Below are 13,016 nucleotides of genomic sequence, written 5' to 3'. Positions count from 1 at the left end.
GGGTGGATGCGGCGTGGCGCGCGTGGGGTCTGAGGCGCCGGGTGTCGGGGGCGTGCGGAGCGGGCGCCGGGTGCGACAGACGGGGCGTCGCCACCCTGGCCGAGGCCCACAGAACTTTTCTGGGTGGTTGTCCACAGATTGGGACCAGGGCGCCTCTGTGGGGGCCGGAGTGTCGGTGGTCCCTGCTTGAGTGAGTGTCATGGAGATCACACTCGACCCCGACGGCACCGGCGACGGTGCCGCTGGTGGTGCGGTCGCGGTGGTCTCCCGGGCCGAGGAGGCCCTAGCGGGGTTGGACTCGGTGCTGTGGGCCAGCCGGACCTCCGAGGAGCTGATGAACGGGGTCGGCGCGCTGGAAGGGCTGCGGGCGCACCTGGCCGCGGTGGAGGCAGTGCTGCTGACCGAGGTCCACGCCCGCGCCGCAGCCAAGACCGAACGGGCCTGGGCCTCGACCGGGGACTGGTTCACCCATGTGGGTGGTCTGCGCCGTGCGCAGGGAGAACGGGCGGTCGATCACGCCGGGTTGCTGTGCAGCGACCGGCAGGCGACATTGGCGGCGTTGCGCGCGGGCCGGGTCTCGCCCGAGCAGGCCGGGGTGATCGTGGATGCGGTCGAGCAGCTGCCCCGCAACCCCCGCCTGCGCGCTGAGGCTGAGGCGCTGTTGCTGGGTGAGGCCGAGCGCCTGGACGCCTCGGAGCTGACCAAGGCCGCGCGGCACCTGGTTCACGTCGTCGACCCCGAACGCACCGAACGGGATCTGGAGAAGGCGCTGGACCGCGCCGAACGGGCCGCACACCTGGACCGGTACCTGTCCCTGGTCGACGACGGCGCCGGCGGGGTCCGCCTCAAGGGGCGGGGGTCGGTCGAGGACGCCGCGGTCCTCAAGGCGGCGCTGTTGCCGTTGACCAAGCCTCAACCCGCGTTGAGCGAGGATCCCGACGAGGGGTGTGGCGGGGAGGTGCTGGATCCCCGTGATCATGGGGCGCGGTTGTGGGATGCGCTGATCCAGACCGCGCAGCACGCGCTGGACACCGATCAGGCACCGGAGTCGCATGGCGCTCGGCCGCGGGTCACGGTCACTATCGACTACACGGCCCTGACCCGTCACCTGGACTGCAAGGCGCCCAACACTGCTGAGGGCAACTTCGCCGCTTCGGAGGGTGGCATCGACTGGTCACTGCTCGGTACCGCGTTGCCCGACGACCTGGCCGCCGGGCTGGGGGTCACCGATGAGGGCCTCACCCTGTCCGCGGCCACCGCCCGGCGACTGGCCTGCGACGCCGACCTGATCCCCGTCGCCCTCGGCGGACCAGGTGAACAACTCGACGTGGGCCGCGCCCATCGTCTGGTCACCCCGGCACTGTGGCGCGCGCTCGTCGTTCGCGACCGGCACTGTGCGTTCCCGGCCTGCACCCGACCCCCGGTGATGTGCCACGCCCACCACCTCACCCACTGGGCCGACGGCGGCGCCACGTCACTGGACAACCTGGTGCTGGTCTGTGGCCACCACCACCGCACGCTGCACCACAGCCCCTGGCAGGTCCGGCTCAACCCCCACGACCGACTACCCGAGTTCCAGCCACCCCCGCCCCGCAGACGACCTCACCACGAGCACCGCCAGCACCACGACGGCCACGACTGCCCGGCCCCGGCGCCTCCCGACTGGACCCGCCACCGGCCCCGCCGCGAATAGCGCCCTCCTCGGGTGCCGTCAGCACGATGCCATCGGCCCAGCGGCCTCAGCCCAGTGCCGTCAACACCTGCCGTCAGCCCGCCACCTGGCGCAGGTACCCGCGCAGCATCTCCTTGAGCTGCTCCAGCAGCACCTGGTCACCGGCGCGCTCACCCCGGAACGCCTCGTGCATCACGGCGTCGGCGGCGAGGAACATCGTGCGCGCCACGGCCACCGACGTCTCGTCGTCAGGGAGGATCCCCCGCGCCACCAGGACGGCGTGCGTGTGCCGGGCCATCCGTGCCTTGTGGTCCCGCGCCTCGTCCGAGGGCTCGACGCAGGCCGCGCGCAGCGACCGGATCCCGGCCTGGTCGCGGTAGAGGCCCGCGAGTGCATCGAGCACCTGGCTGACGGGATCACCCACCGCAGGCACGCTCTCGGCCGTGATCGCGGCCATCAGCGCCTCCAGACGGGCGTGGTAGCGCGACGTCAGGGCCCGCACGATCGCATCCCGGTCCGGCAGGTACGGGTAGAGCGCACCCACCGTGAGACCCGCCTCGCGCGCCACGGAGGTCAAGGTCAACGAGTCCGGCCCCGCGCTCTCCAGCAGCGCCTCGGCCGCCGCCAACGCGCGCAGCACCTTCGCCCGCGAGCGTGCCTGGAGCGGGGTGCGCGCGAGTGGGACCCCTGCCAGGTCGTCATCTCGAGCCGACACTCGTAACCCCCAAACCAAACTCAATATTGGTTACGCTATCAAAGTGACCACTACACGCCCCACCACCAGCATGGGCCCCGGAGCCGACCACCCGCAGGACATCGCCTCCACCCGCGACGCCGTCGCCGCCGCCGCTCGTCGCCTCGCCGCCGAAGGGCTCCTGATCGGGACCGCCGGCAACGTCAGCGCCCGGATCGGAGACCTGGTGGCGGTGACCGCCACCGGGGCGGTGCTCGCGGACGTCACCGCCGACCAGGTCAGCGTGGTCACCCTCGACGGCGAGCTGGTCCAGGGCGACCTCGCCCCCACCTCCGAGCTCGGCCTGCACCTGATGCTGCTGCGCCGCCCCGACGCGTGCGCCGTCGTGCACACCCACTCCCCGATGGCCACCACCCTGTCGCTGGTGCTCGACGAGCTCCCCTGCGTGCACTACCAGCAGCTGGCCCTCGGTGGCGCGGTCCGCGTGGCGCCGTTCGACGTCTTCGGGTCCGCGGACCTCGCCGCGTCGGTGGACACCGCGCTGGCCGGCAAGCAGGCCGCACTGATGGCCAACCACGGTTCCGTGGCGCTGGGCGCCGACCTGACCAGCGCCGTCGAGAACGCCCTGCTCCTGGAGTGGTGCTGCGGCCTGTACTGGCGGGCCAAGGCCGTCGGTGACCCGCGCGCTCTGACCGAGGACCAGCAGCGGGCCGTCGTCGCGGAGGCGATGCGGACCGGGTACGGCGCGACCCGGCGGGTGGCGCAGCCATGAGCGACACCGCCCTCCCCCCGGAGCTCGGCGCCCACCTGGCGACCGGGCGTAGCGCCGAGGTGCACGCCTGGGGCACCGACCGCGTCGTGAAGCTCTTCCACGCCGGCTACCCCGCCGCGGAGATCGACCGCGAGGAGGCGTACAGCGCCGAGGCGCACCGCCTCGGCCTGACCGCCGTCCGCTGCCACGGCCAGGTCCGCGTGGGGGAGCTCACCGGCCTGGTCCTGGACCGGGTCGTCGGCGAGTCGCTGACCCGGGTGATGGAGCGCAACCCCCTGCGCCTGCCCCGCTCGGCCGGCGTGCTCGCCCGGCTCCAGGCCCGCCTGCACGCCCAGCACAGCGAGGTGTTCCCCGACCTGCGCGAGAGCGTGGTCGCCACCCTCGACACGCCGCCGCTGGCGTTCCTCGCCGACGACGAGCGGGCATCCGCCGTACGTCGGATCCGGGCGCTGCCCGACGGCTCCAGCGTGCTGCACATGGACTTCCACTCCGAGAACGTCTTCACCCACGGTGAGGCCGGGCACGAGGTCATCGACTGGCCCACGGCGCGGCGCGGCGACCCGGCCGCCGACGTGGCGGCCACCGTCTTCCTGCTGCGCGACGCCGAGCTGTGGCCCGGGACCCCGGCGCTCAAGAAGCTGGTGTTCAACGTCTTCCGCCGCACCCTGTGCGCCTCCTGGCTCTCGCAGTACCTGCGGCTGACCGGCATGGACCGCGCCGAGATCGACCGTTGGCGCCTCCCGGTGCTGGTGATGCGCCTCGGGGAGCTGGACATCGCCAGTGAGCGGGAGCGGCTGCGCCGCGAGATCCGCGAGCAGCTGAACGGTGGCGCACGATGACCCCGCTGCTGCTGGACCGGTTCGTCGAGCGCCTCGCTCCCGGCGAGCAGACCCACGTCGACGTGCTCGTCCTCGGCGGCGGGATCACCGGCGCCGCGATCGCCTACGAGGCGGCCAGCCGCGGCTACTCGGTGGCCCTGGTGGAGCGCGACGACTTCGGGGCCGCCACCTCGGCGGCGACCGGAAAGCTCGTCCACGGCGGGCTGCGCTACCTCAAGCACCTGGAGGTACGGCTGGTGCGCGAGTCACTGCGCGAGCGCCGCATCCTCAGCGACATCGCGCCCAACCTGGTCCACCCCTACCCGATCGTGCTGCCCGACGCCGGTCTCGTCGAGCACGCCGGGCTCACCGCCTACGACGCGCTCTCCTTCGACCGCAACCGGGTGCGCGATCCCGACAAGCGGATCCCGCGCCACCGGCGGATGACCCGCGAGGAGGCGCGCGCCGCCCGGGTGGACAGCGGTCGCACGCCGCTGCTGTACCACGACTGCATGATGATCAGCCCCGAGCGGCTCACGCTCGCGTTCGTGCGCTCCGCCGCCGCGAACGGCGCCCTGATCGCCAACCACACCCGGGCCGCGCGACTGCTCACCCGGGCTCGCGGGACGGGCTCCCAGGTGCTCGGTGCCGTCGTCGAGGATCTGCTCACCGGCACCGAGCACGAGATCCAGGCCGGCGTCGTCGTCAACGCGACCGGACCGTGGGGCCACGACGTCCTGGCCGGCACGCCGCAGACACAGCAGACCGCCGGTCCGCGCCCGCAGGTCCGCTCGGAGGGGATCTACCTGCTCACCCGCCAGCTCACCGACGTGATGACGCTGCACGTCACGCCGCACGGGCACTTCTCCTGCGCCCCGTGGCGCGGGCACAGCCTGATCGGGCCCACCGAGAAGCCCTACACCGGCCCGGTCGACGAGTGGCGCCTGACCCGCGAGAGCGTGACGGAGTTCCTGGACGTGATCAACGGGTCCTCGATGCTGCCCGTGCAGCTCGGCATCGACGACGTCCTGTTCGCCTACGGCGGGCTGCGACCGCTGAGCGAGACGTCCGGCGAGGACACCTACAACGCCTCGCGCTCCTCGGAGTACGTCGACCACGCCCGGGACGGCGTCGAGGGGCTGATCAGCACCAGCGGCGGCAAGTACACCACCAGCCGGCACTTCGCGCAGAAGACCCTGCGCGCCGTGCAGCGCAAGGTCGGCCGCCCGGCCGCCCGCAGCCGTACGGCGCGCACCCCGCTGCACGGCTGCGACACCGGCCCGTTCGCGCGGTACCTCGCGGCCAGCATCGCCGACAGCCCCGACTTCGCCCCGGAGACCGTGCGCTACCTGGTCCAGCACCACGGCACCGAGCACCGCGCGGTGCTCGAGCTGGCACGCGAGGACCCCGCCCTCGCCCGCCGCCTCGACGCCGACGGAGAGCTGCTGGCGCAGGTCGTGGTGGCGACGCGCTGGGAGATGGCGCGGACCCTGCGCGACGTGATGCTGCGCCGCACCGGCCTGGGCACGCTGGGGCAGGTGCCCGAGGAGACGCTGGCCAGCATCGCCGCGGTCGCCGCACGCGAGCTCGGCTGGGACGACGAGCGGCAGGCCGCCGAGCTCGAGGACGTACGGCGCGCGCTGGCGCTGCCGAGCTGAGCCGCCGGCCCTCAGCAGCGCTGAAAGGGCCGGGAAAGCCAGAAGGCCGGTCCGTGAGGACCGGCCTTCTGCGTTGTGGAGCTGAGGGGATTCGAACCCCTGACCCCCTCCATGCCATGGAGGTGCGCTACCAGCTGCGCCACAGCCCCATTGCTCTCGGCCGGCTCACACCGCCCGGGCAACGAGAGAACACTAGCGGGCGTCCCCCACCGGTGTGAAATCGGGGTCCCTCACAGCGCGCCACCGGCACCCAGGTTGTACCCCGCGAGCCGCCACCGCTCGCCGTACCCGGCCTCCTCGAGGAGCACGGCCGCGCAGTTCACCACCGGGCTGAGCACCCCCGCGCTCTCCACGCCGAGCCCCAGCAGCGACACCACGGTCACCCGCGTCGCGGCTCCGTGGCTCACCGCCATCGCCGTCGCGCCGGGCGCGAGACCGGCCACCAGGTCGTCCAGGGCCGCGCGCATCCGCGCCGCCACCTCGCCGGGCCGCTCGGCGCCGGGGGCGACCTCGTAGCGCCCCGTGCGGAAGGCGGCGTGCTCCTGCGGGTGCTGCGCGGCGTAGTCGACCTGGGTCATCGCCTCGCGCTCACCGAAGTCGAACTCGCGCAGGCGGGCGTCGAGCACCGGCTCCAGGCCGGCCTCCTTGGCCACGTAGGCGGCGGTCTGGCGGGCGCGGGCGAGGTCGGAGGACCAGAGCACGTCCGGACGCAGCGACGCCAGGTACGGCGCCGCCGCGGCGGCCTGGGCGTGGCCGATGTCGTCGAGCTCGACGTCGGTCTGGCCCTGGACCCGGCCCTCGGCGTTCCAGGCGGTCTGGCCGTGGCGCACCAGCACCAGCCGGCGCCCGGGGCGGGCCGGGTCGATGGAAGCGACCTGCTCAGGCCTCATGCGTGGCGGGCCGGGCCGGGTCGGCCGGCAGCTCGATCTCCGGGCAGTCGCGCCAGAGCCGCTCGAGGGCGTAGAACTCGCGCTCCTCCTCGTGCTGGACGTGGACGACCACGTCGCCGTAGTCGATGAGCACCCAGCGTCCGTCGCGCTCGCCCTCGCGCCGGATCGGCTTGGCGCCGAGGTCGCGGAGCTTGTCCTCGACCGCGTCGACGACCGCCTTGACCTGGCGGTCGTTGGTGGCCGAGGCGATCAGGAAGGCGTCGGTGATGGTGAGCTGCTCGCTGACGTCGAAGGCGACGATCTTGGCAGCCTGCTTGTCGGCGGCGGCGAGGGCCGCCGCGCGGACGAGCTCGAGGGCATGGTCGGTGGCGGTCATGGTGCTACTCCTTGAACCGTCCCGGGAACCGAATCCGGCCCGGGATAGAGGTCGTGCTTGGCGATGTACTGGACGACACCGTCCGGGACGAGGTACCAGACCGGCTCGCCGCGCTGCTTGCGCTCGCGGCAGTCGGTCGAGGAGATCGCCAGTGCCGGGATCTCCACCATCGTGACGCGATCCTGCGGGATCGTGTCGAGCGTGTGCTGGTCCATCGCGTAGCCGGGACGGGTACAGCCCACGAAGTTGGCGAGCTCGAAGAGCTCGGCGGCGTCGCGCCAGGTGAAGATCTCAGCCAGCGCGTCGACACCGGTGATGAAGTAGAGCTCGACGTCGGGAAGCTGCGCGTGCAGGTCGCGCAGCGTGTCGATCGTGTACGTGCGCCCCTGCCGGTCGATGTCGACGCGGGACACCGTGAACCGCGGGTTGGCGGCGGTCGCGATGACCGTCATCAGGTAGCGGTGCTCGGCCGGGGAGACCTGCCGGTGCGACTTCTGCCAGGGATCCCCGGTCGGGACGAAGACGACCTCGTCGAGGCCGAACCACGCCTGCACCTCCGAGGCGGCGACGAGGTGCCCGTGGTGGATCGGGTCGAAGGTGCCGCCCATCACGCCGACCCTGCGGCGCGCCGGCCCCGAGGCCCCCGCGGCTGACACGCTCAGCTGTGCTCGCGCCCCGCGCCGAAGGCGAGCAGGCCGATCAGCATCGACATCAGGATCGCGAACGTGATCAGGCCGACCAGGTAGGGATTGATCGCGGGGTCCCCGTGCTCGCTGGACTCGGCGGCGAGAAGGGTCAGGTCACTCAACGTCATACGCCACAGCCTACCGGTCTCAGCGCACGTGTCCGTCGCCGGTCACGACGTACTTGGTGGAGGTCATCTCGCTGAGTCCCATCGGGCCGCGCGCGTGCAGCTTCTGGGTGCTGATCCCGATCTCCGCCCCGAAGCCGAACTCGCCGCCGTCGGTGAAGCGGGTGGACGCGTTGACCAGGACCGCGGCCGCGTCGACGGCCGCGACGAAGCGGCGGGCGGCGCTCTGGTCCTCGGTGACGATGGCCTCGCTGTGCTGGCTGGAGTAGCGCCGGATGTGGGCCACTGCCTCCTCCAGGTCGTCGACCACGGCCGCGGCGATGTCGAGGGAGAGGTACTCCTCGGCGTAGTCCTCGTCGGTGGCGGGCACCACGTCGTCGTACTCGGCGAAGCGGTCGTCCCCGTGGATCACCACGCCGTGCGCGTGCAGGGTCTCGATGACCGTCGGCAGGAACTCGTCGGCGATGTCGGCGTGCACCAGCAGCGACTCGGCGGCGTTGCAGACGCTGGTGCGCTGGGTCTTGGAGTTGACCACGATGGCCAGCGCCTTCTCCAGGTCCGCGGCCCGGTCCACGTAGACGTGGCAGTTGCCGACGCCGGTCTCGATCACCGGCACCGTCGACTCCTCGACCACGCTGCGGATCAGCCCGGCTCCCCCGCGCGGGATGAGCACGTCGACCAGGCCGCGGGCGCGCATCAGCGTCTTGACGCTGTCCCGGGTGTGCCCGGGGACCAGCTGGACGGCGTCCGGGTCGAGCCCCTCGGACGCGGCGGCGTCGCGCAGCACCGCCACGATGGCGGCGTTGCTGGAGCGGGCGCTGGAGCTGCCGCGCAGCAGCACCGCGTTGCCGGACTTCACGCAGATGCCGGCGGCGTCGGCGGTCACGTTGGGGCGGGCCTCGTAGATGATGCCGACCACCCCGAACGGGACCCGGACCTGGCGCAGCTCGAGACCGTTGGCCAGCGTGGCGCCGCGGACGACCTCCCCCACCGGGTCGGGCAGCGCGGCGACGTCGCGCAGGCCCTGCGCCATCGCCGCCAGGCGCTCCTCGGTGAGCCGGAGCCGGTCGACGATGTTGGCCGGCGTCCCCTCCTCCTCGGCCCGCGCGACGTCCTCGGCGTTGGCCTGGAGGATCGGCGCGGCGTGCTCGAGCAGCGCCGCGGCCATCGCGTGGAGCGCGCGGTCCTTCTGTGCCCGGGTGGCGACGGCCAGACCGTGGGAGGCCTCGCGGGCCCGCCGGGCCGCCTCGATGACGTCCTGCTCACTCGACATGCCTGGAGGGTAATCCCTCGGCGTGCCCGGCTCCGAGGCCGTCTCGCCCCACTCCCCGCGCGGCGGGCAACCGGAACGCCGCCTGGCGCGTCACAGTGAGGAGCAGCACACCTCGTCGAAGGGAACCGCCGTGCGCCGTCCACTCCTCACGATCCTCGCCACCGCGACGATCGTCGCCTCCACCCTCGCGGGCACCGGCACGGGCGGTGCGTCCGCCTCGCCCACCCCCGCGCCCACCCCCGCGCCCAGCTCCTCGGGCCTGGCTGCCGCCGCCCGGGCGGCCACCCCTCCGGTCACCCTGTGGGCTCCGCCCAGGGTGGTCGCCGAGTCCTCCGGCAAGCGGGCCTGGGTGAACCTCGGGGTCCGACTGGTGGCCGGCGACGTGCCCTTCGAGCTGCGCTCGACGCGTGCGTCGTACTCCCAGCCCATCCTCACCCACTGGCAATCGCCCGACGGCCCGGTCCCGCTGCCCGGGGTCCGGCTCAGCGCGTTCGGCTCCAACCTTCCCGGCATGCTGCGCGTGGTCGTGCGCAACCGCGCCGGCAAGGTGGTGCACCAGGCGCGGCGCGGCGGCTGCCTGAACAGCTGGAGCACCGAGCGGGTCCGCCCGGACGCGCCCGCCCGCTCCCCCTACCCGCAGTACTGCGGGGGCAGCACCTACAGCCTGGGCTCGGTGCAGGGCGTGCAGGCGGGCTGGGCCTCGCCGCTGGCCGAGTCCGAGCGCCGGATGCCGCTGCGACCCGGGCGCTACCGGGTCACCGCCACGCTCGGTGCCGCGTACGCCGGCCCGCTGGGCCTGAGCGCGGCCCAGTCGCAACGCACCTTCCCCCTGGTCGTGCGCCGCGCCCGCCGACACGGTGAGGACCACCCGCACCGCCAGGACGCCCGGCCCACGCCGTCGGCGAGCCCTCGGGCCACGCCGGCCGCCCAGGAGCCGTCACGACGCGCCGCGGGAGCCCCCGGCGACGCGACCCCCGACCTGCGCTCGCTGCCGGCGTTCGGGATCCGGGTGGCGCCCAACGGCAACTTCCTGCAGTTCTCGGCGACGGTGTGGAACGCCGGGACCGGCCCGCTGGTGGTCGACGGGTTCCGCCGCGAGGGCGAGGACCTGATGGACGCCTACCAGTACTTCTTCGACGCCGACGGCGAGCAGACCGGCTACCAGCAGGTGGGTCAGCTGCACTGGCACGCCGCGCGCACCCACCAGCACTGGCACTTCCTCGACTTCGCCCGCTACAGCCTGCTGCGCGCCGATCGCACCGAGGCGGTGCGCTCCCGCAAGCAGTCCTTCTGCCTGGCCAACACCGACATGGTCGACTACACGGTGCCCGGCGCGGACTGGCAGCCCGACGAGACCGACCTGTCCAGCGCCTGCGGGGAGCTGGGCTCGCTCTCGATCCGGGAGGTGCTGGCCTCCGGCTCGGGCGACACCTACGCGCAGTTCCGCGCGGGCCAGTCCTTCGACCTGCGCAAGGTGCCCAACGGCGTGTACTACATCGCCGTCGAGGGCAACCCGATGCGCCGGCTGTTGGAGTCCGACACGGCCAACAACCAGGCGCTGCGCCGGATCCGGATCGGCGGCAAGCCCGGAGCGCGCACAGTGCGGGTGAGCAAGGTCGGCATCATCGACGAGCCGGCACCCGACGAGGACTACTGAGCCCACGACGCACGACGCCGCGCCGCCCCTGAGGGGCGACGCGGCGTCGTGGACGTGCGGGAGCGGTCAGCCCTTGCGCTGGTTGACCTGCTCGGTGGCGGCCGGGAGGACCGTGTGCAGGTCTCCCACGACGCCGAAGTCGACCAGCTCGAAGATCGGGGCCTCTTCGTCCTTGTTGACGGCCACGATCGTCTTCGAGGTCTGCATGCCGGCGCGGTGCTGGATCGCACCGGAGATGCCGTTGGCCACGTAGAGCTGCGGCGAGACCGTCTTGCCGGTCTGCCCCACCTGGAACGTGTGCGGCATCCAGCCCGAGTCCACCGCGGCGCGCGAGGCGCCGACGGCTGCACCGAGGGAGTCCGCGAACCCCTCGACGGGCTCGAAGTTGCCGCCGGTGCCACGACCGCCGGAGACCACGATCGCGGCCTCGGTCAGCTCGGGGCGCCCGGTCGCCTTGCGCGGCTGCGAGGCGATGATCTGCGCGGTCTTGGCGGCGTCGGAGATCGACGGCGCGAACTCCTCGACCGTGCCGGCACCGGCCGCCTCCTCGGGAGCCGCCGAGTTGGGCTTGACCGTGATGATCGGCGTGCCGTGGGTGACCTTGGCGGTCACCGTGTAGTTGCCGGCGAAGACCGACTGCGTGGTGACCGGGCCGGGCTGCACGTCCACGGCGTCGGTGATCAGGCCCGAGTCGAGCTTGATCGCGAGCCGACCCGCGATCTCCTTGCCCTCCGCGGAGGAGGGGATCAGGATCGCGCCGGCCGACGTCTTCTCGGCCAGCTGCTGCAGCGTCTCGGCCTTGGGGGCCACCAGGTAGCCCTTGATCTGCGCGTCGTCGACCGAGTAGATCTTCTCCGCGCCGTACTTCTTGAGGCTGTCGGCGGCGGCGGCCGCCTTGTCGGCGGAGCCGATGAAGACGGCCGAGGGCTCGCCGAGGCGGCGCGCGATCGTCAGCAGCTCGTAGGTGGGCTTGCGGACAGTCCCGTCGACGTGGTCGACCAGAACCAGAATCTCAGACATTCGACGCTCCTCAGATGAACTTCTTCGAGGCGAGGAAGTCGGTGAGCGCCTTGGCACCCGAGCCGTCCTCGTCGGTGACGATCTCGCCGGCGGTGCGCGGCGGGCGGGCCGCGGTGTCCTCGACGGCGGTCCAGGCCACGGAGAGCCCGACCTGGTCGGCCTCCACGCCGAGGTCGCTTAGCGAGAGCGTCTCGAGCGGCTTCTTCTTGGCCGCCATGATGCCCTTGAAGGACGGGTAGCGAGCCTCGCCGGTCTGGTCGGTGACCGAGAGCACCAGCGGCATCGTGGCACCGATGACCTCGGTGGCGGTGTCGCCGTCACGCTTGACGCGCACCTCCTTGCCCTGGGTCTCCACGACCGAGGCGAAGGTGACCTGCGGCAGGGAGAGCCGCTCGGCGAGCATCGCCGGGACCACGCTGCCCGAGGCGTCGGTGCTGGCCATGCCGCACACCACCAGGTCGACCGGGGACTCCGCGCCGAGCTTCTCGATGGCCTTGGCCAGCACCAGCGAGGTGGCGACGTAGTCGGAGCCCGCGATGGCCTCGTCGGAGACCAGGACGCCCTTGTCGGCGCCCATCTGCAGGGCCTTGCGGACCGCGTCGACGGCCTTCTCCGGGCCGACGCAGAGCGCGGTGACCTCGGCGCCCTCGTTCTTCTCCTTCAGCTGCAGGGCCTGCTCGACGGCGTACTCGTCGAGCTCGGAGAGCAGCCCGTCGACGCTCACGCGGTCGACGGTGTTGTCGGACTCGAAATGCCGGTCCGCAGTGGCGTCCGGGACGTGCTTCACACAGACAACAATGTTCATGGTGGTGTGGCCGGTACGGCCCCTCCTGTGCGCTCGATGTGTTGTGCGAGGTTACTAGTTGGCCGTCCGGGCGAGAACGGGACTCTCGCGTGTGGTCAGTCACAGCGATACTGTCACGGACCCCCGCGCCGAGTGACCCCGGTCCACGCCCACGACCGACCGCCGGCCCGCGTGGTGCCGGCCGGCCGCCGCGAGCGGGTGAGCCTCGGCCTCAGGGGCGCAGCAGCTTGTCGAAGACCTTGCCGATCACCAGCCACGCCACGGCGCCGATCCCCCAGTTGACCAGCGCGTTCAGCGTCTCGGCGTTCTGGCCGGTGAACTCCTTGACCCCGCCCTCGCGGGCGAAGATGCCGAGGTCGACGAGGTCCGCGCCGCTGAGCACGAAGGACACCAGACTGTTGTCCTCGTTGGCCCCCAGCGCGACGCAGAGCGCGCCGACCGCGAGGAAGAGCGCGCACACGACACAGACCAGCCAGGCCAACTGCGCCAGCATCGAGCGGACGCCGTTCGGGCTGAGGTCCCGCTTGGTCCGCCCGCTCTTGCCGGCTTCGCTGTCCACCTTTTCCTTCT

General features: G+C 72.5%; 14 protein-coding genes and 1 tRNA gene. 5 read left to right on the top strand and 10 right to left on the bottom strand.

The genetic code is table 11. The annotated features are described in order from the left end of the window. The first annotated feature begins 199 nt into the window (after nucleotides 1-199). Complete coding sequence (locus tag AC6EI4_RS09820) at nucleotides 200-1,693, top strand: HNH endonuclease signature motif containing protein (RefSeq protein ID WP_498451327.1); 1,494 nt, start codon at nucleotides 200-202, stop codon at nucleotides 1,691-1,693. A 73-nt stretch (nucleotides 1,694-1,766) separates the two neighbouring features. On the opposite strand, the gene AC6EI4_RS09815 is transcribed toward AC6EI4_RS09820, so the two are convergent. Further along, the gene (locus tag AC6EI4_RS09815; protein ID WP_498422549.1) at nucleotides 1,767-2,387 is read right to left on the bottom strand and encodes a TetR/AcrR family transcriptional regulator; all 621 of its coding nucleotides are present in this window, start codon (nucleotides 2,385-2,387) and stop codon (nucleotides 1,767-1,769) included. 43 nt (nucleotides 2,388-2,430) lie between these two features. On the opposite strand from AC6EI4_RS09815, the gene AC6EI4_RS09810 reads away from it, so the two are divergent. Genes AC6EI4_RS09810 through AC6EI4_RS09800 form a run of 3 tightly spaced genes read left to right on the top strand, consistent with a single transcriptional unit; the run spans nucleotide 2,431 to nucleotide 5,614 of the window. Then, nucleotides 2,431-3,138: a class II aldolase/adducin family protein gene (locus AC6EI4_RS09810; RefSeq protein ID WP_498422547.1), complete on the top strand. Its 708-nt coding sequence runs from the start codon at nucleotides 2,431-2,433 to the stop codon at nucleotides 3,136-3,138. Next, nucleotides 3,135-3,977, top strand: a complete 843-nt coding sequence (locus AC6EI4_RS09805; RefSeq protein ID WP_498451326.1) for a phosphotransferase family protein — start codon at nucleotides 3,135-3,137, stop codon at nucleotides 3,975-3,977. The genes AC6EI4_RS09810 and AC6EI4_RS09805 overlap by 4 nt, the downstream gene beginning before the upstream one ends. Continuing rightward, the gene (locus AC6EI4_RS09800) at nucleotides 3,974-5,614 is read left to right on the top strand and encodes a glycerol-3-phosphate dehydrogenase/oxidase (RefSeq protein ID WP_498451325.1); all 1,641 of its coding nucleotides are present in this window, start codon (nucleotides 3,974-3,976) and stop codon (nucleotides 5,612-5,614) included. Before AC6EI4_RS09805 ends, AC6EI4_RS09800 begins: the two co-directional genes overlap by 4 nt. A gap of 76 nt (nucleotides 5,615-5,690) precedes the next feature. On the opposite strand, the gene AC6EI4_RS09795 is transcribed toward AC6EI4_RS09800, so the two are convergent. From AC6EI4_RS09795 to AC6EI4_RS09770, 6 genes are all read right to left on the bottom strand, one after another. Next, nucleotides 5,691-5,763: transfer RNA gene (locus AC6EI4_RS09795), tRNA-Ala, on the bottom strand. Nucleotides 5,764-5,844: 81 nt separating this feature from the next. Then, nucleotides 5,845-6,504 (bottom strand): histidine phosphatase family protein, encoded by a 660-nt coding sequence (locus AC6EI4_RS09790; RefSeq protein WP_498451324.1) that lies wholly within the window; start codon nucleotides 6,502-6,504, stop codon nucleotides 5,845-5,847. Further along, the gene (rsfS, locus tag AC6EI4_RS09785) at nucleotides 6,494-6,880 is read right to left on the bottom strand and encodes a ribosome silencing factor (RefSeq protein WP_498422541.1); all 387 of its coding nucleotides are present in this window, start codon (nucleotides 6,878-6,880) and stop codon (nucleotides 6,494-6,496) included. Before rsfS ends, AC6EI4_RS09790 begins: the two co-directional genes overlap by 11 nt. Further along, on the bottom strand, nucleotides 6,877-7,536 hold the full coding sequence (nadD, locus tag AC6EI4_RS09780) for a nicotinate-nucleotide adenylyltransferase (protein ID WP_498422539.1): 660 nt from the start codon (nucleotides 7,534-7,536) through the stop codon (nucleotides 6,877-6,879). Before nadD ends, rsfS begins: the two co-directional genes overlap by 4 nt. 2 nt (nucleotides 7,537-7,538) lie before the next feature. Then, nucleotides 7,539-7,694, bottom strand: coding sequence for a hypothetical protein (locus AC6EI4_RS09775; protein ID WP_498422538.1), 156 nt, complete (start codon nucleotides 7,692-7,694; stop codon nucleotides 7,539-7,541). Between the two features lie 19 nt (nucleotides 7,695-7,713). Next, nucleotides 7,714-8,964, bottom strand: a complete 1,251-nt coding sequence (locus tag AC6EI4_RS09770) for a glutamate-5-semialdehyde dehydrogenase (protein ID WP_498451323.1) — start codon at nucleotides 8,962-8,964, stop codon at nucleotides 7,714-7,716. A gap of 130 nt (nucleotides 8,965-9,094) precedes the next feature. Here AC6EI4_RS09770 and AC6EI4_RS09765 point away from each other — a divergent pair, with 130 nt between their 5' ends. After that, a complete protein-coding gene (locus AC6EI4_RS09765; RefSeq protein WP_498451322.1) occupies nucleotides 9,095-10,621 on the top strand; it encodes a lysyl oxidase family protein in 1,527 nt (508 codons plus the stop codon). 66 nt (nucleotides 10,622-10,687) lie between these two features. On the opposite strand, the gene AC6EI4_RS09760 is transcribed toward AC6EI4_RS09765, so the two are convergent. The 3 genes from AC6EI4_RS09760 to AC6EI4_RS09750 all read right to left on the bottom strand — a co-directional run bounded on the left by AC6EI4_RS09760 (nucleotide 10,688) and on the right by AC6EI4_RS09750 (nucleotide 13,005). Next, entirely contained in the window at nucleotides 10,688-11,641 is a 954-nt protein-coding gene (locus tag AC6EI4_RS09760; protein ID WP_498422531.1) for an electron transfer flavoprotein subunit alpha/FixB family protein, read from the bottom strand. Nucleotides 11,642-11,651: 10 nt separating this feature from the next. Next, on the bottom strand, nucleotides 11,652-12,428 hold the full coding sequence (locus tag AC6EI4_RS09755; protein WP_498422529.1) for an electron transfer flavoprotein subunit beta/FixA family protein: 777 nt from the start codon (nucleotides 12,426-12,428) through the stop codon (nucleotides 11,652-11,654). 229 nt (nucleotides 12,429-12,657) lie between these two features. Further along, nucleotides 12,658-13,005, bottom strand: coding sequence for a hypothetical protein (locus AC6EI4_RS09750; RefSeq protein ID WP_498451321.1), 348 nt, complete (start codon nucleotides 13,003-13,005; stop codon nucleotides 12,658-12,660). Nucleotides 13,006-13,016 lie beyond the last annotated feature (11 nt).

It is taken from the genome of Nocardioides sp. Z43_10 (genome assembly GCF_059766615.1).
The sequence above is the reverse complement of the archived record's forward strand: the minus strand, read 5'-3'. Positions and strand labels throughout refer to the sequence as shown.

Bases quoted from the DNA above. Each gene is read 5' to 3' on its own strand.
- AC6EI4_RS09820 (WP_498451327.1), top strand. From the start codon at position 200: ATGGAGATCACACTCGACCCCGACGGCACCGGCGACGGTGCCGCTGGT.
- AC6EI4_RS09805 (WP_498451326.1), top strand. From the start codon at position 3,135: ATGAGCGACACCGCCCTCCCCCCGGAGCTCGGCGCCCACCTGGCGACC.
- AC6EI4_RS09800 (WP_498451325.1), top strand. From the start codon at position 3,974: ATGACCCCGCTGCTGCTGGACCGGTTCGTCGAGCGCCTCGCTCCCGGC.
- AC6EI4_RS09790 (WP_498451324.1), bottom strand. From the start codon at position 6,504: ATGAGGCCTGAGCAGGTCGCTTCCATCGACCCGGCCCGCCCCGGGCGC.
- rsfS (WP_498422541.1), bottom strand. From the start codon at position 6,880: ATGACCGCCACCGACCATGCCCTCGAGCTCGTCCGCGCGGCGGCCCTC.
- AC6EI4_RS09775 (WP_498422538.1), bottom strand. From the start codon at position 7,694: ATGACGTTGAGTGACCTGACCCTTCTCGCCGCCGAGTCCAGCGAGCAC.
- AC6EI4_RS09770 (WP_498451323.1), bottom strand. From the start codon at position 8,964: ATGTCGAGTGAGCAGGACGTCATCGAGGCGGCCCGGCGGGCCCGCGAG.
- AC6EI4_RS09760 (WP_498422531.1), bottom strand. From the start codon at position 11,641: ATGTCTGAGATTCTGGTTCTGGTCGACCACGTCGACGGGACTGTCCGC.